Annotated in this window: 16 protein-coding genes; 9 read left to right on the top strand and 7 right to left on the bottom strand. The window is 42.4% G+C overall.

Annotation, left to right across the window (positions count from 1 at the left end; all coding sequences use genetic code 11):
- Positions 1–425 precede the first annotated feature (425 nt).
- The gene (locus ACN6NB_RS09290) at positions 426–1,817 is read left to right on the top strand and encodes an MFS transporter (protein ID WP_058837906.1); all 1,392 of its coding nucleotides are present in this window, start codon (positions 426–428) and stop codon (positions 1,815–1,817) included.
- A gap of 24 nt (positions 1,818–1,841) precedes the next feature.
- Positions 1,842–3,449, top strand: coding sequence for a glycoside hydrolase family 43 protein (locus tag ACN6NB_RS09285; protein ID WP_327841749.1), 1,608 nt, complete (start codon positions 1,842–1,844; stop codon positions 3,447–3,449).
- A 47-nt stretch (positions 3,450–3,496) separates the two neighbouring features.
- Here the strand turns inward: ACN6NB_RS09285 and xylR are convergent, their stop codons facing one another.
- On the bottom strand, positions 3,497–4,657 hold the full coding sequence (gene xylR / locus ACN6NB_RS09280; RefSeq protein ID WP_341040579.1) for a transcriptional repressor XylR: 1,161 nt from the start codon (positions 4,655–4,657) through the stop codon (positions 3,497–3,499).
- Positions 4,658–4,867: 210 nt separating this feature from the next.
- Between xylR and xylA the strand changes: the two genes are divergently transcribed.
- From xylA to ACN6NB_RS09265, 3 genes are all read left to right on the top strand, one after another.
- Entirely contained in the window at positions 4,868–6,205 is a 1,338-nt protein-coding gene (gene xylA, locus ACN6NB_RS09275; RefSeq protein ID WP_058837903.1) for a xylose isomerase, read from the top strand.
- A gap of 35 nt (positions 6,206–6,240) precedes the next feature.
- Positions 6,241–7,740, top strand: coding sequence for a xylulokinase (gene xylB, locus ACN6NB_RS09270; RefSeq protein ID WP_474253329.1), 1,500 nt, complete (start codon positions 6,241–6,243; stop codon positions 7,738–7,740).
- A gap of 87 nt (positions 7,741–7,827) precedes the next feature.
- Positions 7,828–8,514, top strand: a complete 687-nt coding sequence (locus ACN6NB_RS09265) for a glycoside hydrolase family 11 protein (RefSeq protein ID WP_025093139.1) — start codon at positions 7,828–7,830, stop codon at positions 8,512–8,514.
- 45 nt (positions 8,515–8,559) lie between these two features.
- Here the strand turns inward: ACN6NB_RS09265 and ACN6NB_RS09260 are convergent, their stop codons facing one another.
- Both ACN6NB_RS09260 and ACN6NB_RS09255 read right to left on the bottom strand, forming a co-directional pair.
- Positions 8,560–10,602, bottom strand: a complete 2,043-nt coding sequence (locus tag ACN6NB_RS09260) for a molybdopterin oxidoreductase family protein (RefSeq protein ID WP_144491452.1) — start codon at positions 10,600–10,602, stop codon at positions 8,560–8,562.
- Between the two features lie 131 nt (positions 10,603–10,733).
- Complete coding sequence (locus tag ACN6NB_RS09255) at positions 10,734–11,930, bottom strand: cytochrome P450 (protein ID WP_144491453.1); 1,197 nt, start codon at positions 11,928–11,930, stop codon at positions 10,734–10,736.
- A gap of 470 nt (positions 11,931–12,400) precedes the next feature.
- Between ACN6NB_RS09255 and proC the strand changes: the two genes are divergently transcribed.
- From proC to ACN6NB_RS09240, 3 genes are read left to right on the top strand one after another with little or no spacing between them, the layout of a single operon-like run.
- Positions 12,401–13,198 (top strand): pyrroline-5-carboxylate reductase, encoded by a 798-nt coding sequence (gene proC, locus ACN6NB_RS09250; protein ID WP_039179207.1) that lies wholly within the window; start codon positions 12,401–12,403, stop codon positions 13,196–13,198.
- Positions 13,199–13,225: 27 nt separating this feature from the next.
- Positions 13,226–14,344 (top strand): glutamate 5-kinase, encoded by a 1,119-nt coding sequence (gene proB, locus ACN6NB_RS09245; protein WP_144491454.1) that lies wholly within the window; start codon positions 13,226–13,228, stop codon positions 14,342–14,344.
- An 18-nt stretch (positions 14,345–14,362) separates the two neighbouring features.
- Positions 14,363–15,631, top strand: coding sequence for a glutamate-5-semialdehyde dehydrogenase (locus ACN6NB_RS09240; protein ID WP_039179202.1), 1,269 nt, complete (start codon positions 14,363–14,365; stop codon positions 15,629–15,631).
- 70 nt (positions 15,632–15,701) lie between these two features.
- Here the strand turns inward: ACN6NB_RS09240 and ACN6NB_RS09235 are convergent, their stop codons facing one another.
- Positions 15,702–16,271 carry a GNAT family N-acetyltransferase gene (locus tag ACN6NB_RS09235; RefSeq protein ID WP_059375492.1) on the bottom strand — a complete coding sequence of 190 codons (570 nt, stop codon included), beginning with the start codon at positions 16,269–16,271 and terminating at the stop codon, positions 15,702–15,704.
- 87 nt (positions 16,272–16,358) lie between these two features.
- Between ACN6NB_RS09235 and ACN6NB_RS09230 the strand changes: the two genes are divergently transcribed.
- Entirely contained in the window at positions 16,359–17,186 is an 828-nt protein-coding gene (locus ACN6NB_RS09230) for a MerR family transcriptional regulator (protein WP_064497456.1), read from the top strand.
- A gap of 48 nt (positions 17,187–17,234) precedes the next feature.
- Here the strand turns inward: ACN6NB_RS09230 and ACN6NB_RS09225 are convergent, their stop codons facing one another.
- The 3 genes from ACN6NB_RS09225 to gltC form a co-directional block, all read right to left on the bottom strand.
- A complete protein-coding gene (locus ACN6NB_RS09225) occupies positions 17,235–19,064 on the bottom strand; it encodes an ABC transporter ATP-binding protein (protein WP_064497455.1) in 1,830 nt (609 codons plus the stop codon).
- Positions 19,057–20,793: an ABC transporter ATP-binding protein gene (locus ACN6NB_RS09220; RefSeq protein WP_064497454.1), complete on the bottom strand. Its 1,737-nt coding sequence runs from the start codon at positions 20,791–20,793 to the stop codon at positions 19,057–19,059. The genes ACN6NB_RS09225 and ACN6NB_RS09220 overlap by 8 nt, the downstream gene beginning before the upstream one ends.
- A gap of 94 nt (positions 20,794–20,887) precedes the next feature.
- Positions 20,888–21,790, bottom strand: a complete 903-nt coding sequence (gene gltC, locus ACN6NB_RS09215) for a glutamate biosynthesis transcriptional regulator GltC (RefSeq protein ID WP_034280677.1) — start codon at positions 21,788–21,790, stop codon at positions 20,888–20,890.
- Between the last annotated feature and the right edge of the window lie 31 nt (positions 21,791–21,821).

Below are 21,821 nucleotides of genomic sequence, written 5' to 3'. Positions count from 1 at the left end.
GTTACCCGACTTACACAATTCAGCTCATCGCTTGATAAATATAGCATGGGATGAGCTGAATTGCAACCATTAAATGATTCACTTCAGTTTTTCACGTCATTTCAGCAGAAAAATGACAAGAAATCAATTATTTGGATTATTTTTTCGAAAAATATTGAAAAGTCAGATCAGATTTTATAAAATGAACTCATCTTAGTTTGTTTAGTCGATAAACTAAGATGAGTTCTAAGTGATGATCCGACTATTGAAGGGGATGATTCTGTCATTCAAATCATTTGCTGCGTATGTGGGCTAAGCTGAAAGGGTTAGATGTTCAGCTTCATTTTCACAACAAATTGAAAGCGCTTTATATTCATTGCATTGACTGCTGCTGCCCTCCATCATCTGTTCATTAGAAGAGGCTAAGAGAAGAAGGGAGAAAGCTCATGGTAAGTGAGAATTTAAAAAAGATTCGTATGTCTGAAAAAGTGGGATATGCTTCAGGAGATTTCGCATGTAACTTAATTTATGCAACTGTCTCTACGTATCTATTATTTTTTTATACAGATGTGTATGGTTTATCAGCGGCAGCAGCAGGGACGATGTTTTTAGTTGTTCGGGCCATTGATGCGCTTGCAGATCCGTTTATTGGTGCATTGGTGGATCGAACGAACAGCCGTTTTGGCAGGTTCAGACCTTACTTGTTATTCGGGGCGTTTCCTTTTGTGGTACTCGCCATCCTTTGCTTTACAACACCTGATCTTTCTGAAATGGGTAAACTCGTTTATGCCTACATCACGTATGTTGGTTTATCGCTTACATACACATTCATCAATGTTCCTTATGGTGCTTTAACATCCGCAATGACAAGAAATAACCAAGAGGTTGTCAGTATTACGTCTGTTCGTATGCTTTTTGCTAATCTCGGAGGTCTAGTTGTTGCTTTTTTTGTTCCTTTTCTTGCGACTTTTTTGAGTGATAAAACAGGAAATACAGCCCTCGGCTGGCAGATGACGATGGCTTTTCTCGGCGTTCTTGGCGGTGCATTACTTATTTTCTGTTTTAAAAGCACGAATGAACGTGTCACGCTTCAAAAGCCGGAGGAAAAAATTAAGTTCAGTGATATCTTTGTCCAGTTACGTGTGAATCGTCCGCTTGTTGTATTAAGCATTTTCTTTATTATTATTTTTGGCGTGAACTCGATCAGCAACTCTGTTGGGATCTATTATGTGACGTATAACCTCGGCAGAGAAGATTTAGTGAAATGGTACGGACTCATTGGGAGTCTGCCTGCTTTAATGGTGCTGCCGTTTATTCCAAAACTGCACAAGCTGTTAGGAAAGAAAAAGTTGCTGAATTATTCATTATTGCTGAATATTGTAGGACTTCTTGCATTACTTGTGATACCGCCGAGTCAAATCACTTTAATACTTATTTTCAGGCTCGTTGCAGCTGCAGGAAGTATTACAGCCGGTGCTTACATGTGGGCGCTCATTCCTGAAACCGTTGAATATGGCGAATATAAAACAGGGAAAAGGATGGGTGGACTCATCTATGCCATCATCGGATTCTTCTTTAAATTTGGAATGGCATTAGGCGGGATTGTGCCAGGGCTTGTACTCGATCGCTTTGGCTATATTGCGAATCAAATGCAAACACCAGAAGCATTACTGGGCATTTTAATCACGACAACGGTGATTCCTGTATGCTTACTGATTTTAGCGATGGTGGATATTAATTTTTATAACCTAGATGAAGAAAAACATAAAAAAGTCGTACGGGAGCTTGAGAACAGAGACAAGGTATATATCGATCATATGGACGATTTTAAAATGTAGGTCTCTGAAAGAGGAGGAAGTTCAATGAAGATTACCAATCCAGTGCTCAAAGGGTTTAACCCTGACCCAAGTATTTGTCGTGTCGGAGAAGATTATTATATGGCCGTCTCTACATTTGAGTGGTTTCCAGGGGTGCAAATTTATCATTCAAAGGATCTCGTCCATTGGCGCCTTGCTGCGCGTCCTTTGCAAAAAACCTCGCAGCTGGATATGAAGGGGAATCCTGATTCTGGTGGAGTATGGGCACCGTGTTTAAGCTATGCGGATGGGCAGTTTTGGCTTATTTATTCAGATATCAAAGTAGTGGATGGTCCATTTAAAGACGGTCATAATTATTTGGTCACGGCAAGCGAAGTGGACGGCGATTGGAGTGAACCGATCCGGCTCAACAGCTCTGGGTTTGATCCATCTTTATTCCATGATCAAAGCGGGAAGAAATACGTCTTAAATATGCTGTGGGATCATAGGGAAAAGCACCATTCCTTTGCAGGTATTGCCTTGCAGGAATATAGTGTGGCTGAAAAGAAGCTCATCGGTCAAAGGAAGGTCATTTTTAAAGGCACACCGATTAAACTGACAGAAGCGCCGCATCTGTATCATATCGGTGACTACTACTATTTATTAACGGCAGAAGGAGGTACCAGGTATGAGCATGCGGCAACGATCGCCCGGTCCCCGCATATTGAAGGGCCTTATGAGGTTCATCCTGATAACCCGATTTTAAGTGCTTTCCATGCGCCTGAACATCCGCTTCAAAAATGCGGGCATGCTTCAATCGTTCAAACGCATACAAATGAATGGTATCTCGCTCATCTCACTGGCCGCCCGATTCAATCAAGAAAGGAATCTATTTTTCAACAGAGAGGATGGTGCCCTTTAGGAAGAGAAACAGCCATACAAAAGCTCGAATGGAAGGATGGTTGGCCTTATGTTGTAGGCGGAAAAGAGGGGACGCTTGAGGTTGAAGCGCCAAAGATCGAAGAAAAGGTTTTTGCACCAACCTACCATACAGTCGATGAATTTAAAGAATCAACACTAAATAGACACTTCCAAACATTAAGAATTCCGTTTACCGATCAGATTGGTTCGTTAACGGAGAAACCTCAGCATTTAAGGTTATTCGGTCACGAATCTTTAACGTCTAAGTTTACCCAAGCTTTTGTTGCAAGGCGCTGGCAAAGCTTTTATTTTGAAGCAGAGACAGCTGTTTCGTTCTTCCCAGAAAACTTTCAGCAAGCCGCTGGTCTTGTGAATTATTATAATACGGAAAACTGGACAGCACTCCAGGTGACATATGATGAGGAACTTGGGCGCACTCTTGAGCTATCTGTCTGTGAAAACCTTGCCTTTTCTCAGCCATTGACACATAAAATCATCATTCCAGACGAGGTCACTTATGTCTATTTAAAAGTGACCGTTCAGAAAGAGACATATAAATATTCTTATTCTTTTGATCAAAAAGAGTGGAAGGAAATTGATGTGCCGCTTGAATCCATCCATTTATCCGATGATTTCATTAGAGGTGGGGGATTTTTTACAGGGGCGTTTGTCGGTATGCAGTGTCAAGATACGAGCGGCGAGCGTCTGCCTGCTGATTTTCACTATTTTCGCTATGAGGAAACAGATGAATAAAAAAAAGACAACGCGCTACGGGCTGTCTTTATTGGAAAATAAATAGATCATGTTGTGAGGGTGGCATCTTGCAGGAAAGCTTCTATGACAAGAGATGTCATCCCCAATACTGGTGCATTGTGTCCTAATGATGAGGGGAGCAGCTCTATCTGTGAGCTGAATTGCGTATCCATTCGCGAGGATACCTCCTCCCCAATCACATTTAGAACCGTTTGATGTGATTCGATCACTTTGTTTCTTAAAATAATGGCTTGCGGGTTAAAGGTATGAAGGACGTTTGTGAGACCGACGCCAAGGTAAAAACCAAAGTTGCGCAGAGCATTGAGCGTTCTCATATCATTTAACTTGGCCAGCTGTTCCAGGTCTTGATGGGAGATGGGCTGACCATCTGTTTGAAGAGACTGAAACAAGGCTTTCTCAGATGCATACAATTCCCAGCACCCACGGTTCCCGCAGCTGCATGTTGGTCCATTAAAATCAATCGTCATATGTCCCATTTCACCAGAAAAGCCGAAAGCTCCTCTGTATAAGTGATGATTGATAATGATTCCGATCCCTATGCCAGTGCCGATGCTTGCATAAATCAAATGGTCATAGTGTTTAGCGGCACCAAAGATTTTTTCACCATATGCACCGGCATTTGCTTCATTTTCAATGAAGATCGGCACTTGGAATGTGTCTTGGAGCGGCTTTTTCAGATCAACATTTTTCCATTTGGAATGAGGCGTAAACACGATTTGTTCATCTGCATCTACTAACCCATGTATGCATAGACCAATGCCAATGAGCCCGTATGGGGAAGAGGGCATTTGTGTGATGAGCTGCTGTATTAATTCAATTAATTTACGTATCGTCACATCAGGAGAGCTCGGTGGGAGCTTGATCTGCTCTTCGTAAAGAATGGACCCTTCAAGGTCTGTTAATATGCCATTGACATAATCAACACCAACATCAATCCCGATGGAGCAGCCAGCACGTTTATTAAACATCAGTAAAACCGGTCTTCTCCCACCGCTAGACTCACCTTGGCCGATTTCATAGACAAGATGTTCCTTCATTAACGTACTTACTTGAGAAGAAACAGTCGATTTATTTAATCCAGTGCGTTCAGATAATTTTGCTCTCGAAATGGGCGCATGCTGGAGAATTTCTTTTAATAATAGTTTTTGATTTATTTTTTTTACAAAGTTCTGATCAGCGATATCCACGTTATCCACTCCATTTGTTTCGTCTTTAGATTAAGTTGAGAAGAGCTGCTTTTTTTCGCATGTATTCGATAAAAAAGATGATTTTAACTTTATTATAACGAAAATATTTCTAAAAAACTAAAAAATATGGAAAATTCAAAGAGATTTTCTCATACATTGATCGTTAGTTTGTTGAATCAACTTACAAAGTGTACTCAGGAGGAATGAAGAATGGCTAAATCAAATATGAAAACGTTATACAGCTTAGAAGGAATCAGCAAAATTCAATATGAAGGAAAACAATCAAAAAATCCACTCGCCTTTCAATACTATAATCCAAGCGAAGTGATTGGCGGAAAAACGATGAAAGACCACCTGCGTTTTTCAGTCGCTTATTGGCATACATTAACCGCTGATGGAACTGACATGTTTGGAACTGGCACGATGCAGAGAGCATGGGACTCCTATAGCGGAATGGATTTAGCAAAAGCTAGATTGGAAGTCGCTTTTCAGCTTTTTGACCTACTAGATGTACCGTATTTTTCATTCCATGACCGCGATATCGCGCCAGAGGGAGAGACGCTTCAAGAGACCAATCAACAATTAGACATCATTTTAGAAAGAATGAAAGAATACATGCAGCAAAGCGGAGTAAAGCTGCTGTGGAACACGGCCAATATGTTCAAGCATCCCAGATTTGTACACGGTGCTGCGACATCTTGTCATGCAGATGTCTTTGCCTATGCGGCCGCACAGGTTAAAAAAGGCATCGAAACTGCCAAAGAACTTGGTGCAGAAAATTATGTTTTCTGGGGTGGACGAGAAGGGTACGATACGCTGCTTAATACAGATATGAAAAGAGAGCTTGATCACATGGCGGCCTTCTTGCATATGGCTGTTGATTATGCAAAAGAAATTGGGTACACAGGTCAATTTTTAATTGAGCCAAAACCAAAGGAGCCAACAACTCATCAATACGACACAGATGCAGCGACATCCATCGCCTTTTTAAAGCAATACGGATTAGATTCTCATTTTAAATTAAATATCGAAGCCAATCATGCGACACTCGCTGGCCATACGTTTGAGCACGAATTGCGTGTCGCAAGAATTCATGGGCTGCTCGGTTCTGTTGATGCGAATCAAGGAAATTCGCTTCTTGGGTGGGATACAGATGAATTTCCAACCGATCTGTATGCCACAACTCTTGCCATGTATGAAATTTTGCAAAATGGCGGGCTAGGGGCTGGCGGTCTCAACTTTGATGCAAAAGTGAGAAGAGCTTCCTTTGAACTTGAAGATATTTTATATGCCCATATTGCCGGAATGGATGCATTCGCAAAGGGACTGCGGGTCGCTCATAGACTCATAGAAGATCGTGTGTTTGAAGATGTGATAAAGCACCGGTATCGCAGCTTTTCTGAAGGAATTGGACGTGACATTTCAGAAGGGAAGGCAAACTTTCATACATTAGAAGAATATGCGCTGAAACATCCTTTAATCAGAAACGAATCGGGAAGAGAGGAACAGCTGAAAGCCCGTTTAAATCAATACTTGTTAGAAGATTAATTGAATGGGCGGACTTGTTTTGAAGGAGTGAAAACATGAAATATGTGATAGGAATTGATCTTGGAACGAGCGGGGTCAAAGCGATATTAGTCGATGAGAGCGGAAAGGTGTGCTGCGAAGCCTCTAAGCCGTACCGCCTCATTCAAGAGAAACCGGGATATTGTGAGCAGCACCCCGAGGATTGGGTAGAGCAGACAATAGCTGTGATGAAAGAACTGATGGCAAAGCAACCTGTTCATTCAAGGCAAGTCGAAGGCATCAGCTTTTCCGGACAGATGCATGGGCTGGTTCTATTAAATGAATCTCGCGAAGTGCTACGCCCTGCAATTTTATGGAATGATACACGAACGACAGCACAATGTGAACACATGACAAAAAAGCTGGGGGACCGGCTGCAAAAGATCACAAAAAACCATGCGTTAGAAGGATTCACACTGCCTAAATTACTATGGGTAAAGGAACATGAACCACATATTGATCAACAAATCGACATGTTTTTACTCCCAAAAGATTATGTCAGATTTCGTTTAACAGGCGCTGTCCATATTGATTATTCTGATGCGGCTGGCACTTTGCTGTTAAATATCGGTGAACAGACGTGGAGTGAGGAGATTTGTCAGGCATTTGACATTTCTCCTCATATTTGCCCGCCGCTTGTCACATCAGAGGCGGAGGTTGGTACACTTTTGCCGCACATTGCACGTGATGTTGGGATGAAAGAAGGCGTGAAGGTTTTTGCCGGCGGGGCAGATAATGCTTGCGGAGCAATTGGTGCTGGTATCTTATCCTCTGACCGCACGTTATGCAGCATCGGCACATCGGGTGTCATTCTTTCCTACGAAGAAGATCATGAAAGGGAACTTCAGGGGAATTTGCATTTGTTTCATCATGCAAAAAAAGACGCTTTTTACACAATGGGCGTCACCCTTTCAGCGGGATATAGTCTTAACTGGGCAAAACACTTACTGGCACCTGAGGAATCGTTCCAATCACTTTTAGAAGGTGCGGCTCATGTTGCGCCAGGAGCGAAAGGATTGCTTTTTACTCCCTATTTAGTTGGGGAAAGAACACCTCATGCGGATTCGATCATTCGCGGCAGCTTGATTGGATTAGACAGCAGTCATGAAAGGGCACATGTTGTCAGGGCTGTGTTAGAAGGAATTACCTTTTCGCTGAATGAATCTATCGCATTATTCCGGCAGGCAGGAAAAAACATAGATTCTATTGTGTCCATTGGCGGCGGTGCAAGAAGCCGGACATGGCTTCAAATGCAAGCAGACATTTTTCAGGCTGACGTCATCCAGTTAGACAATGAACAAGGGCCTGCATTAGGTGCAGCCATGCTTGCTGCGGTTGGCTGCGGGTGGTATCCGTCACTTGAAGCATGTGCTAATCAATTGATCCATCAAGCCGCTGTCTATGAGCCAAATCAGCAGCATGCAGAAGTATATGCCGATTTATTTCATTTGTATCAAAGGATTTATACACAAACAAAAGACATCCATGCCGGGTTAAAGCCGTATCGTTCCATCTAGCAGAATGAGCTTCATGAAAGGAGGTGATGGGTTTTTCATCTGAGGGATGACAGAACAATACGAATGAAAAAAGGAGAGGGATGGAAAATGAATTTGAAAAGATTGAGGCTATTGTTTGTGGTGTGTATTGGATTTGTGCTGACACTGACGGCTGTGCCAGCTGATGCGAAAACGATTTATAATAATGAAATGGGTACACATAGCGGATACGATTATGAATTATGGAAGGATTATGGAAACACATCGATGACACTCAATAACGGCGGGGCATTTACTGCAGGCTGGAACAGTATCGGAAATGCCTTATTTCGAAAAGGGAAGAAGTTTGATTCCACTAAAACTCATCATCAGCTTGGCAACATCTCCATCAACTACAACGCAAACTTTAACCCAGGCGGGAATTCCTATTTATGTGTCTATGGCTGGACACAATCTCCATTAGCAGAATACTACATTGTTGATTCATGGGGCACATATCGTCCAACAGGAGCGTATAAAGGATCATTTTATGCCGATGGAGGCACATATGACATTTATGAAACGACTCGCGTCAATCAGCCTTCCATTATCGGGATCGCGACCTTTAAGCAATATTGGAGTGTACGTCAAACAAAACGTACAAGCGGAACGGTCTCCGTCAGTGCGCATTTTAATAAATGGGAAAGCTTAGGCATGCCAATGGGTAAAATGTACGAAACGGCATTTACTGTAGAAGGCTACCAAAGCAGCGGAAGTGCGAATGTGATGACCAACCAGCTGTTTATTGGACGATAAAAGCTTATAAAAAAGCCAGCAGTTTTTTGCTGGCTTTTACTTTTTCTAAGATAATTTTTCAACTTCGACTCTGCCAGAAAAGAACGTCGCGCCGCCGCCCATATCTGCCAATCGATCAGGTGTTAACCCATTCACTAAATGTTTTTTCCCTTTTTGATCTGCCCATAATCCTTGACTGACCACAACACCAGATAATACATTTTGACCGACTGACACGACAAGCTCACACTCTCCTCGGTCGTTCAGCACACGGACCATGTCACCATCTTCAATCTTTCTTTCCTTTGCATCTTGTTCATTCATGTGCAGCTTCGGAAATTTCTCAAGCTTTTGATGCTTTTCATGAAGTGAGAAGGTGGAATTCAAAAAATTATGGTTCGGCCCCGGTATAAAGGTAAGCGGATAATCGCTTTCCTGATAAAGGGGCACATAGGTTGGAAGTGCTGGATACCCGTCTTTTTTCATTTGTTCAGAATAAAGCTCAATTTTTCCGCTTGGGGTTTGAAGCTTTAATTCCTCGAAAGTTCCACGCTTTGCTTTGATCCATTTCTTTTCTTTTAATGCTTCGTATGAAATGTCCTCATAATGCGGATTTTCTGGATGATGAAGAGCTTGTTCCATGAGCTCAGCATCTGTCTCTCGGAAGGCTTCATCTTCAAAGCCCATCGCATGAGCTAGCAGGCGGAATACTTCAGTATTAGATTTGCTTTCTCCGTAGCGTTCTATCACTGGCTCCTGAATTTGAATATAATGATGCCAATATGATGTATAGAAATCCTCATTTTCAAAGGCAGATGTCGCCGGCAGGACAATGTCTGCATACGCCGCTGTTTCTGTTAGAAATAAATCATGAACCACTGTAAATAAGTCCTCTCTCAGCAAACCTTCTCTGACTTTATTCGCTTCAGGTGTTACAACTGCAGGGTTGCACGAATAGATAAAGAGAGAATCAACGGAAGGCTCTGCACTTGTCAGCACACTTCCCAGCTGGTTCATATTAAATGATCTAGGTGTGCGTTCTTTTAATAAATCCGGCCGCTGAAGAGCTGTTTCATTATAGCTAAGAAAAGAAGAGTTTGATTTCATCGCGCCGCCGCCCTTGTGCAGCCATTGACCAGTCAGGGCAGGGAGGCAGGAAATGGTTCTAATACTCATCCCGCCATTATCATGGTGCTGCAAACCATTCCCAATGCGAATGAGAGATGGTGATGTCTCAGCGTACATTCTAGCTAGTGTCATGATGTCATCCTTAGGGACACCCGTGATTCGCTCAATTGTGTCTGGATCATACTGCTTCACATGCTCGCGCAGCTCTTTATGACCGACCGTGTAGGTCTCTAAAAAGGCTTCATCTGTACGTTCCTCTTTAAAAAGGACATGCATGATGCCAAGGGCAAGTGCACTGTCAGTACCAGGTCGAAGCGGAATGAACCAATCTGCCATCCGGCCGGTTTGGTTCTTGTGAACATCAATCACAACAACCTTAGCTCCTTGCTTTCGCGCTTTTTGTGCCAAGGTGATTTGGTGCATATTGGTCGATACGGCATTGATGCCCCAAAAGATAAATAGTTTCGTATGAATGGTGTCTTCAGGATCTGTCCCAATGCTTGAACCCATTGTATATTTATAGCCAGTCGTTCCCGCTGACTGACAGATCGTCCGGTCTAACTGACTTGAACCAAGACGATAAAAAAAGCGGCGGTCCATTCCTTCTGCGTTGAGATTGCCCATGTTCCCATAGAAGCTGTAAGGCAAAATGTTTTCTGACCCTTTTTCTTCGATCAGCTTTGTCCATTTTTGACGAATGGTTTCAATGGCTTCTTCCCACGTAATCGGTGCAAACTGTGCTTCGCCTTTTTTACCAACACGTTTTAAAGGAGTGGTCAGTCTTTTTTCATCGTATAAACGGGCTGTGACATTACGCACTTTGTTGCATATGTTTCCTTGTGTGACAGGGTGATCCGGATCCCCCTGCACTTTCACGATCTTTCCATTTTCTTTATGTATTAAAAGACCGCACTGATCCGGGCAATCTAACGAACAAACTGATTTGAATATTCCGTCTTTCATCGCTGTATAATCGGTCATGAGTTTTCGGCTTCCTTTCTGCATTCCGTTATCGCTTTGTATGGACTTTATTTTAGCATGTTCGGAGGTGGAAGGTAAGAAAGAGATGATGAATTGTAGAAAATGAAAAAAAGCCCCTGAAAAAGGGACTTTTAAAAACGGGTGACTTGTACAGGAAATTCTTTTACCCCAAAAACAAACGTGCTTTGAATAGGTTTTAGCTGATCTGCAGCGCAGGTGATGTCTTGAAACGTATGGAGTAAAACATCAAGCGCAATGTTGCTTTCAAGCCGGGCAAGCGGTGCACCGAGACAGAAATGAATGCCAAACCCAAAGCTCATATGCGGATTTGATTTCCGATCAAGCCGGAACGTATCTGGATCTTCAAACTTCTGTTCATCCCGATTTGCTGAAGCAACCCAGCTGATGAGGTAGTCTCCCTTTTCAATGCGTGCGCCAGCAATTTCAACATCCTCTGCGGCGATTCGGCCAATGGCTTGAACAGGCGGATAATACCGCAACGTTTCCTCAGTCAATGGAGGAATAAGAGAGGGGTCCTGTCGAACGGATTCAGCGATATGCGGCTGCTCTGTCAGCAGTCGTACGGCATTTGTGATTAGATTGGTCGTTGTCTCATTGCCTGCAACGAGTAATAGAATACAAAAGCCAAGCAGTTCATTCTCCGTTAAACGCTCTCCATCGATTTCTGCTTGAATGAGAAGCGAGATCAAGTCACCCGCAGGCGTTTCTTTTCGTTTTTTGATCAAATGAGCAAAATAAACGGAAAGCTCCTCTTCAGCGCGTTTTTGCATATCTACAACAGCCTGAATGGCTTCTTTTGATTCATCCTTAGCACCTGCCACAAGGGCATCAGAATGTTTTTTAATCAGCTCTCTGTCCTGCACCTCTGCACCGAGAAGCTCAGCGATGATCATCACCGGCAGGGGAGCTGCTAAATCTTGCACGATATCAAACGTACGTTGATCCTTGACTTGATTTAATAAATCATGTGTCAGGTCTTTGATCTTATCTTCTAATTGCTTGATCGCTTTTGGGGTGAATGCTTTATTCACGAGCGCTCTCATCTTTGTATGTTTTGGAGGATCCATCGTTAAAATACTTGTTTTAGACGTGCTTCTTCCTCGCTGTGAAGAGAACACTTTAGGCTGCTTTAGAACAGACTGGATATCCGCATATCGAAAGAGATCCCAGCACTTTCTTGTCTCATCATATCTAATATCACTTTCTGCACGCAGCTCATTGTAAATAGGGAATGGGAAAAGAAGGTCATCGGTAGAACGGATTTCTTTCATTGGAATCACATTGATATAGTTTTCTTTCACTTTCATTATGAACGCTCCTTTTTCACATGATTTCTCTTTCACGGTATCACCAGTAAAATATCATTTCAACGGACATGTTTTCTAAAATATGTCAATAGTCTAATCGAAAGATTCAAGCACATTCACCAAATAGGAAAATAGAAAGTGATTAAAATGAGAGCGCTTTCTAAAAAATAGAATTGAAGTCACCGAAACCAAAAATAAAATGGGGAATTCAGTCGAACGAAAGGGTCCTATGATTCAAATGATCATAGTTCTTTTGATCTAAATCGCTGAATTTGAAAAACACGGCTAACATACTTACAGCAAGCTGTCCGCCAGGCATTCGGGACTTTTGAAAAGCGCTGGCTCTTTCTTGACACGATTTCTCATCATGTTACGATTACTAACGTGCGAAAAACGCGAACAAAAAGCGAACAAGGGAGAGGATCAATATCATTGATCAAAAGAAAGTTGCTTTCATTGGAGCAGGTTCTATGGCGGAAGGAATGATTGCAGGGATTGTGCGATCAGGACAGATGCCGCTAGGCCAAATCTACGCAACAAACAGACAAAATCAACATCGATTGAATGAACTAACGAAACAATACGGAATTCAAACAGCCGCAATGGATTCATTTCCTTTTGAAGAAATGGATATGTTGATCCTGGCCATGAAACCAAAGGATGCTGAAGCAGCACTGGAATCATTAAAATCTCGTATTCAGCCACATCAGCTTATCATGTCTGTCCTTGCAGGTGTTAAGCTATCGTATATTGAAGACATGCTGCACGAAGGCCAGCCTGTTATAAGGGTCATGCCAAATACCTCAAGTACGATCGGGGCATCAGCGACTGCTTTATCGGCTGGACGTTACGTGAAAAACGATCATATGAGCATAAGCCAGGCTCTTTTATCTGAAATGGGCGAAGTCTATACCATTCAGGAAGAGCAAATGGATATCTTTACTGGAATTGCTGGAAGCGGGCCCGCCTACTTTTATTTCTTAATGGAAAGAATCGAAGAAGCAGGAGAAGAGGCAGGTTTATCAAAGGAATTGTCTCGCCAAATTGGCGCGCAGACACTCCTCGGTGCGGCAAAAATGCTCCAAGAAACAGAGGAAAATCCTTCAGTCCTAAGAGAGAAAATTACGTCACCAAATGGAACAACTGCTGCTGGACTGAATGCATTAGATGATTTTGGCGGAGGAGAAGCGATCAAGCAGGCCGTTAAACATGCTGCCAATCGATCAAAAGAGATAAGCAATCAGCAAAAACAAAAAGTATCTATATAAATAGAATTCAGATGCAGGAGTGATAAGGTGTACGCAAATAAAGAGAGAAAACGAATTGTTGTGAAAATCGGAAGCAGCTCTCTTACTAGCTTTCAAGGTGAGATTAGTTTGAAAAAACTAGAAAACCTCGTCAATCAAATTGTGAAACTGAAAGATGAGGGACACGAAGTCATTTTGGTTTCATCTGGTGCGGTTGCAGCTGGTTACCGAAAACTAGGATTTATCGATAGACCGAAAACACTGCCGGAAAAGCAGGCATCTGCCTCAATTGGGCAAGGGCTTTTAATGGAATCATATTCTACTTTATTTTTATCACACGGCTATATTGCCTCACAGCTCTTAATCACAAGAAGTGATTTTTCTGATGAAACGCGCTATCAAAATGTGCGCAACACAATGAATGTGTTATTAGATCGAGGCATCATCCCAATTATTAACGAAAATGATACAGTGACAATCAATCGGTTGAAGTTTGGAGACAACGATACATTGTCTGCAAAAGTAGCTGGCTTAATTGATGCGGATTTCCTTGCCATTTTATCTGATATTGATGGCTTGTATGAAGATAATCCTCATACAAATCCAAATGCGAAGAGAATTCTTGAAGTCACTGACATTACAGAAGACATCGAAGCAGCTGCTGGAGACGCAGGCAGCAGCGTAGGTACAGGCGGAATGAAATCAAAGCTCGATGCTTTTAAAATATCAATGGCCGCAGGTATCAATGGCTTTTTAGGAAAAGCAGATACGCCCCACATTTTAGACAATGCGATCAATGGGACAGAGGACGGCACTTATTTTACCGCTGACGAAAATGTAGCGCCGCTGAACTATAAGAAGCAGTGGATTGCCTTTCATTCTGGACCAAAAGGTGAGATCGTGGTTCAAGAGAAAACACAGGAATTTCTCATGCACCGAGAGGGAAGTCTTGATTCTGATGGGATTGTCAGTGTGAAAGGTTCATTTAAAAAAGGCGATGTCGTCCGTATTTTAGATCAAGATGAAAGAGAAATAGGGCTTGGTATTGTGAATTATGCGTCAGATGAACTCGCACGTAAGAGTGACTTGTTACAAGATGAAATCGTTCATGTCGTCGATCTTGAAGCATTTGTTTGTCATTTAGATTTATCGATTCCAGTTTGTTAACCAAAAGGGAGGAATTCCATGACACTGACAGCTGAAGTTGTCACATCGGTCAAAGAAAAAGCGAAAAAAGCAAAGCACGTTTCAAAAAAACTAAGTTTACTTCAGACAGAGGAAAAGAATGACGCACTGCTTAAAATGGCAGAAGCGTTAGAGCAAAAAAGCCGCTTCATTTTACAGGAGAATCAAAAAGATTTAAATGCTGGGAAAGAAAAGGGCTTCTCAGAGGCACTTTTAGATCGGTTAATGTTAAATGAAGAAAGAATTCATGAGTTTGCTGAAAGTTTGCGGCTCGTGACGAGATTAACAGATCCTGTTGGAGAAATATTGGATGAATGGACTCTTGATAACGGCTTACATGTGAAAAGCCGAAGAGTACCGCTCGGCGTGATCGGGATGATCTATGAAGCGAGACCGAACGTCACTGTCGATGCAGCAGGCCTTGCCTTAAAGGCAGGCAACTCAGTGATTTTAAAAGGCGGTTCCTCCGCTATTTCTTCCAACAAAGCCATTGTCAGTGTGATTCATGAAGCATTGGATCAAACAACAATTCCTCGTGATGCGGTGCAATTGATTGAACAAACAGACCGTTCATCGGTTCAGGCGATGTTTCAACTTAAAGAATGGATCGATGTGTTAATTCCGCGAGGCGGAGCTTCCTTAATCAAAACAGTGGTGGAGGAATCCACTATTCCAGTGCTTGAAACAGGGACAGGAAACTGTCATGTCTTTATTGATCAAACCGCGAATGTGAAAAAAGCCATTGAGATTGTGATCAATGCGAAAACGAATCGTCCGGCTGTATGTAATGCACTTGAGACGCTGATTATTCATCGCGATTGGCTGAAAGAAAATGCAGTCTCATTAAATGAAGCTTTGCAGGAGCACCGTGTCACTGTACATGGAGATCAGGCAGCAGAGTCTTACTTTTCACATGCGGTTCCTGCTGGGGAAGTAGATTGGACAGATGAGTATTTAAGTCTTGATCTTGCGGTAAAGGTAGTCGATTCAATCGAGGAAGCGATCAGCCATATCGATCAGTACGGCACAAAGCATTCAGAAGCCATCGTGACAGAAGATGAAAAACATGCACTCACGTTTCTAAACGAAGTCGATGCGGCGGCTGTTTATCATAACGCATCGACTCGCTTTACAGACGGCGGCGCACTTGGCTATGGAGCTGAAATCGGCATTTCTACTCAAAAACTCCACGCAAGAGGGCCAATGGGACTTCCTGCACTCACGACAACTAAGCTGCTTCTATGTGGCGACGGTCAGATTAGAAGATAGAGAAGATTCAAGAAACACTACCTTTTTATGAGGTAGTGTTTTTAACTTTATCTTAAAGAAATGCTCGTTATCATCCGTTTGAACCGTTTTTCTTCATCACCTTTTCAAATTTAAAAAATTCAAATTCCTCAGGTGCTAAAGGGCCATTGCCCTGATCTGCTTCACGAGGTGCGTTTGGGTCTGGATGGTGTAAGTGATAAAATTCAACAATTTGAAAGCCGCACTTGTTGACATAGAAATGAATGTTGCGTTTTTCAAAATATGGGGTCACAACCTCCCATACAATTGTTTCTGGATATTGCGCCTCGATGGCTTTCCATGCTGCCTGACCAATGCCCCGGCCGTGAGAGGATGAGGAGATGTATAGCAAATCAACCGAGTTGTGATGTGTCTCTTGGTTGATTTTGATGACAACGCCGCCTGCCTTTTCACCATTTAGCATAATATGATAAACAATGTGTTCATTCGAATGAAAAGATTCATCAATCACTTCATCTGGTGGAATCGGTCCATCCTGCGCATCGCCGAATGCATCGATCACGCCAGCTGTAAAAGCTTTCTGAAGCTCTTTTTTCATAGAAGGGAAATCTTCTTTATTTGCATGTGCTAATGTCACTTCATGTTGAGTTATTTTGTTCATTTTCTTATCCTTTCCCTGCGTAATGGTGTTTCTGCATGTTATGATAAAGGATGGAGTAACTCCATAGTCAAGAAAGGAGCCTTCATCATGATCAATGATGTGCAAAAAACATTTTTCACTGGAGAGTTTGCCAAGCTATTTGATGTAAAAAAGGATACGCTTCTGTATTATGATAAAATCGATTTATTTAAGCCGGCTGGTGTTCATGAAAATGGCTACCGTTACTATACACTTGAGCAATTTGACCATTTTATTGCGATTCAATCCTTGCGGGCTGTTCAATTTCCGATCAAAGAGTTAAAACAATATTTCACAGAACCTTCTCGCGAGAGACTGCAAAGCCTGGCGGCCGACCAAGTAGAAAAGGTCAAACAAGAGATTGAAAAACTGCAAGATATCCAAGCTTTTCTTATGCGGGTGATCGAGACGACACATGAATTATCAACTGTGAAAATAGGGGAGGTCCTGTTTCAAGAGCTGCCAGAAGAACCAGTCATACTAAGTGCTTCAAACCCGATCGACTTAAATACACCTGTAGAAGAAATATCACGTATTGTAGGGGAATTTTTAAAGGAAGTTGGCATAAAAGGGGCTGCGGCAAATGGTTCTGTCTTAAAAAAGGAACAGTTTCGTAAGCGCCGCTATCATCAGTCAGATCAGCTGTTCTGCCGAATGGATGGACCGGGGGCAGTGAAAAAAACTGGCGGGATCTATGCGGTGATATATGATCAAGGAACATATGATGAGATTGAGTCTGCTTATTCGCATTTATTAGATGAAATCGAGAAAGAGGGCATGTTGCTGGATGGAGATGTATTTGAGGAGTATTTACTTCATTCGCTCATGTCTAAAGATGAAGCAGAGTATATAACGAAGCTCAGTGTAAAAGTGAAGAAGCGAGCAGATAACAATTGAAAAGAGGGTAGACAGCATGTGACATGCGTGTTTACCCTCTTTTTGATGTTAACCAACTTGATTTTCGGCAAATTGACTCATATATAAATCTGCATAGAAGCCTTTTTGTTTTAAAAGTTCGCTGTGCGATCCTTTTTCAATGATGCTTCCATCCTTCATGACTAAAATGAGGTCTGCATCCTTGATCGTTGAAAGTCTGTGTGCAATCACGAAGCTCGTTCTGCCTTTCATCAATTCATTCATTGCTTTTTGAATATGCATCTCTGTCCGTGTATCCACACTGCTTGTTGCTTCATCTAATATCAAGATCTTTGGATCAGATAAAATAGCACGGGCGATGGTTAGCAGCTGGCGCTGACCTTGTGACAGGTTGCCGGCATCTTCTGTTAAGAGTGTGTCATATCCATCTGGAAGTGTACGGATGAAATCATCCGCATAGGCATGTTTGGCGGCTTTGATGACATCCTCTTTGGAAACGTCCTGTCTGCCATAGGCAATGTTGTCGTAAATCGTTCCTTCAAAGAGCCACGTATCCTGAAGAACCATCGCAAATAATTCTCGTACTTGCTGACGGCTGAGATCAGTTGTTTTGACACCGCCAATACGTATGGAGCCTTGATCTAATTCGTAAAAACGCATTAAAAGATTGATGATGGTTGTTTTTCCTGCGCCCGTTGGTCCGACAATGGCAACAGTCTGTCCTTCTTGCACATCTAAATTCAAATCTTTAATAATCGGATGATCTTTTTCATATCCGAATTGAACTTGTTCAAAGCTCACAGCACCTGAGAGTGATGCAAGATCAATTGCCGCATCTTCTTCGGTACTTTCTTCTTCCTCATCAAGGATTTCAAAGACCCTTTCAGCAGAAGCGATCGCTGATTGAACTAAGTTTGCGACGCTTGATGCTTGCACAAGCGGCTGAGACATTTGCTGTGTGTATTGGATAAACGCTTGCACATCCCCGACACGAATATTCCCGTTAATGACAAGAATCCCGCCGGCTACACTGACTGCCACATAGCCAAGGTTCCCGATAAAGGTCATCATTGGCATCATTAAACCAGAAATGAACTGCGCTTTCCTTGAGGATTCATATAGCTTTTCGTTTAATTGATCAAACGTATCGATCGCTTTCTTTTCGTAGCCATACGCACGAACTGTCTGATGACCTGTGAACATCTCATTAATATGTCCATTGATCGTCCCAAGCTCTTTTTGCTGCGCTTTAAAATGCTTTTGTGAAAATGACGTAATGCCGCGAATCGCAAACAGGCTGAGTGGCAGCGTCAAACAAACAAGCAGCGTAAGCAGCGGACTGATGAAGAGCATCATCACGACAATTCCAATGACTGTAATAACAGATGTAATCACTTGGGTGAGCGCCTGCTGAAGCGATGTATTAATATTATCGATATCATTCATCACACGGCTTAGTGTGTCCCCGTGGGTTGTTTTATCAAAATAACGAAGGGGGAGACGTGTGAGCTTGTCATTTGCTTCCTGGCGTAATTCAGCAATGGTCTGTTGAGAGACACCGGCCATGACATATTGCTGAACGAATGAAAAGAGAGAAGCAACGACGTACAGGACGACAAGCAGCAAAAGTATTCGTGAAATGACATCAAATTGAACAGCTGTTCCATTCGTAAAGCTGTCAAATAGGGAAGAGGTGGCATCCCCAAGCAGCTTTGGACTAATGACATTAAAGACAGTTGAACCAATTGCTGCAATAAAGACGATGATCAGCTGAAATTTTCTTGGTTTTAAATAGCTTGTCAACCGAAGCAGTGTTTTCTTAAATTCCTTCGGTTTTGCGGCTGGCCCTTTAGGGTGGGCGCCTTTATGGCCCATGCCGGAAGACATTTTCTTACTCATCCTCGCTCACCTCCTGACCTTCCTGTGATGCGACAATTTCTTGGTACACAAGATTATCCTTTATTAATTGTTCGTGTGTTCCGATACCTGCGATTTTCCCTTCATCAAGTACAATGATTTTATCACTATGCTTCACTGTACTGATTCGTTGAGCGACAATGATGAGGGCTGCATGTGCTTTTTCTGCTTCTAATGATGCCCGCAGCTTTGCATCTGTTTTGTAATCAAGTGCTGAAAAGCTATCGTCAAACAAATAGAATGATGGTTTTCGCACTAGCGCCCTTGCAATGGAAAGCCGCTGCTTTTGGCCGCCCGATAGATTTGAACCACCCTGATCAATTTCTGCATCAATTCCGCCATCTTTTTGCAAAACAAATTCCTCGGCCTGCGCAGTTCGCAGCGCCTGCCAAACGTCTTCGTCACTTGCATCCTGCTTGCCGAAACGCACATTGTCGGCAATGGTTCCGCTGAATAAAACAGCTTTTTGAGAGACATAGCCCATCTGGTTTCTCAGTTTCTCCTGTGGCAGCTCTCTAATATCTACATCATCTAGTGTAATCCGGCCTTCTGTCACTTCATAAAAGCGCGTCATCAGCTGGAGCAGCGTTGTTTTTCCAGAACCCGTACTTCCGATAATGGCTGTTGTTTCACCAGTTTTGGCTTCAAACGTGATGTTTTGAACAGCCGGTTTCTCTGCATTTGAGTAATAAAATGACACATCCTCAAAGCGAATGGAGTGGGCGGGCTTGTGAAGCTCAGTCATAGACACTTCTTTGTCTTTAATCTTTGGTTCCATGTTTAACACTTCATTCATACGTTTAGCTGATGCTTGTGCTCTTGGGACCATAATAAAGCTCATCGACAGCATAATCAGTGCCATTAAAATCATCATCGCATATTGAATGAAGGCAATGAGATTCCCAACTTCCATTTCTCCGGCATCAATTCGGTTTGCCCCGAGCCAGACAATACCGATATTCGTGAAGTTCATGATGATCAGCATAAATGGAAACAAGTAAGCCATTAATCGGTTGACTCTAAGGCCAGTATCCTTATAGGACGTGTTAGCTTCTTGGAATCGCTCCTTTTCATCATCCACACGGTTAAATGCACGAATGACGCGGATGCCTGAAAGAGATTCTCGCATAATTAAATTCAGCCGGTCTGTTTTTTTCTGAAGCTGGCCAAATAGCGGAATGGCTTTTCTTGACACCAAATAAATAAATCCGCCAAGAAGGGGGAGGGCTGCTAAAAAGATAAGAGACAGGACAGCATCCCTGGAAACAGCCAAAATGATTCCGCCCACAAGCATAAGCGGGGCCCGCGTCATCATTTGTAAAATCATGATCGTCACATCTTGGACTTGTTTCACATCATTTGTTGATCTTGTAATAAAGGAAGACGTGCCGATCTTTTGAAATTCTTCTAATGAAAATTGTTCGACATGCACAAACAACTGTCTTCTCATATCACGGCCGAAGCCAAGTGCTGTCTTTGATGACAAGTAAGACTTCCAAATGGTGAGCAAAATAGCGAGTAAAGAACAAGCCACCATCCAGCCGCCAACCTTCCATATGTAAGCAATATCTCCCTGGACGATTCCGACATCAACGATATCTGCTGTTAACGTCGGTAAATACAGCTGGAGCATACTGCTTAAAAAGGTGAGAATGACAATGGACACAACGGACAGCCGATACGGCTTTAAAAACGATAAAATTGATTTCATACAAATACCTTTCTTCCATATAGTCTTTTGTTCTGTAACCCATCATATACAAAGAGGGATTATTTCTACAAATGAAATGTCTTGTTTTAGTGAATTATTTATATTGTTCAATTTTAGAAAAGAAATCCTTCACAAACACATAAAAATCATGGGCAGAAGGAGACATTTCTCGCGTTTTAGATGCAATAATGCCAACCGTTCTTCTCACTTGAGGAAAATCGATCGGAATTTTCACTGTAAATCGCGGTGTTGTTTCATAAAAGGCACTTTCGGGTAATAAGGTAACGCCCATACCTGCCGATACGAGGCCTTTAATGGCATCCAAATCTTCTCCTTCAGATGAAATGGTAGGCTCATAGCCTGCCTGCTTGCAAGCATCAACCGCAATTTGTCTCAGCACATACCCTTCAGGAAATAACACGAAATGATCCTTTCTTAAATCACTTAAATGAATGCTCCTTTGTCCGCTAAAGGGGTGGCTAACCGGTAAAAGGGCATAAATGCTTTCAGAAAACAAAATATTTCCTTCTATTTGAGAATCGTTTGTCGGTACAGGTCCTAAAAAGGCGAGATCGATATCACGATTTTTAACAGCTTCAATGAGAAACTTATAGGATCCTTGACGAAGTAAAAAATCGACCTCTGGATATTCCTGCTTAAAAGCGGAGATGACAGAAGGGAGCACTTGGCTTGCTAGACTTGTAGGAAAGCCAATATTCACCGTCCCTTTGTGCGGATCTAAGTATTCGTCAATTTGCTCTTTTGCGTAATCAATGGCTTTGAGTGCAGTTCTGACATGATCTAAAAATTGTCTGCCGATCTTCGTTAATTTGATATTTCGTCCTTCTCGTTCGAATAAGGCCACTCCAAGTTCTTCTTCTAAATTCGCAATCTGCCGGCTGATGGCAGATTGGGCAACATGTAAGTTTTCAGCCGCTTCTGACACGTGTTCACGGTCTGCGACTTCTACAAAATAACGTAACTGACGAAGCTCCATTTTTGCACTTCACACCCATCTATCTCAAAAA

This window comes from Bacillus sp. 11B20 (assembly GCF_056098985.1).
This window is presented reverse-complemented; position numbering and strand designations above follow the sequence as displayed.

Coding starts and splice junctions, on each gene's coding strand:
- ACN6NB_RS09290 (WP_058837906.1), top strand. CDS start 426: ATGGTAAGTGAGAATTTAAAAAAGATTCGTATGTCTGAAAAAGTGGGA.
- ACN6NB_RS09230 (WP_064497456.1), top strand. CDS start 16,359: ATGATCAATGATGTGCAAAAAACATTTTTCACTGGAGAGTTTGCCAAG.
- ACN6NB_RS09235 (WP_059375492.1), bottom strand. CDS start 16,271: ATGAACAAAATAACTCAACATGAAGTGACATTAGCACATGCAAATAAA.
- ACN6NB_RS09220 (WP_064497454.1), bottom strand. CDS start 20,793: ATGAAATCAATTTTATCGTTTTTAAAGCCGTATCGGCTGTCCGTTGTG.
- proC (WP_039179207.1), top strand. CDS start 12,401: ATGGCGGAAGGAATGATTGCAGGGATTGTGCGATCAGGACAGATGCCG.
- ACN6NB_RS09265 (WP_025093139.1), top strand. CDS start 7,828: ATGAATTTGAAAAGATTGAGGCTATTGTTTGTGGTGTGTATTGGATTT.
- xylB (WP_474253329.1), top strand. CDS start 6,241: ATGAAATATGTGATAGGAATTGATCTTGGAACGAGCGGGGTCAAAGCG.
- ACN6NB_RS09225 (WP_064497455.1), bottom strand. CDS start 19,064: ATGAGTAAGAAAATGTCTTCCGGCATGGGCCATAAAGGCGCCCACCCT.
- ACN6NB_RS09260 (WP_144491452.1), bottom strand. CDS start 10,602: ATGACCGATTATACAGCGATGAAAGACGGAATATTCAAATCAGTTTGT.
- xylA (WP_058837903.1), top strand. CDS start 4,868: ATGGCTAAATCAAATATGAAAACGTTATACAGCTTAGAAGGAATCAGC.
- ACN6NB_RS09255 (WP_144491453.1), bottom strand. CDS start 11,930: ATGAAAGTGAAAGAAAACTATATCAATGTGATTCCAATGAAAGAAATC.
- ACN6NB_RS09240 (WP_039179202.1), top strand. CDS start 14,363: ATGACACTGACAGCTGAAGTTGTCACATCGGTCAAAGAAAAAGCGAAA.
- ACN6NB_RS09285 (WP_327841749.1), top strand. CDS start 1,842: ATGAAGATTACCAATCCAGTGCTCAAAGGGTTTAACCCTGACCCAAGT.
- gltC (WP_034280677.1), bottom strand. CDS start 21,790: ATGGAGCTTCGTCAGTTACGTTATTTTGTAGAAGTCGCAGACCGTGAA.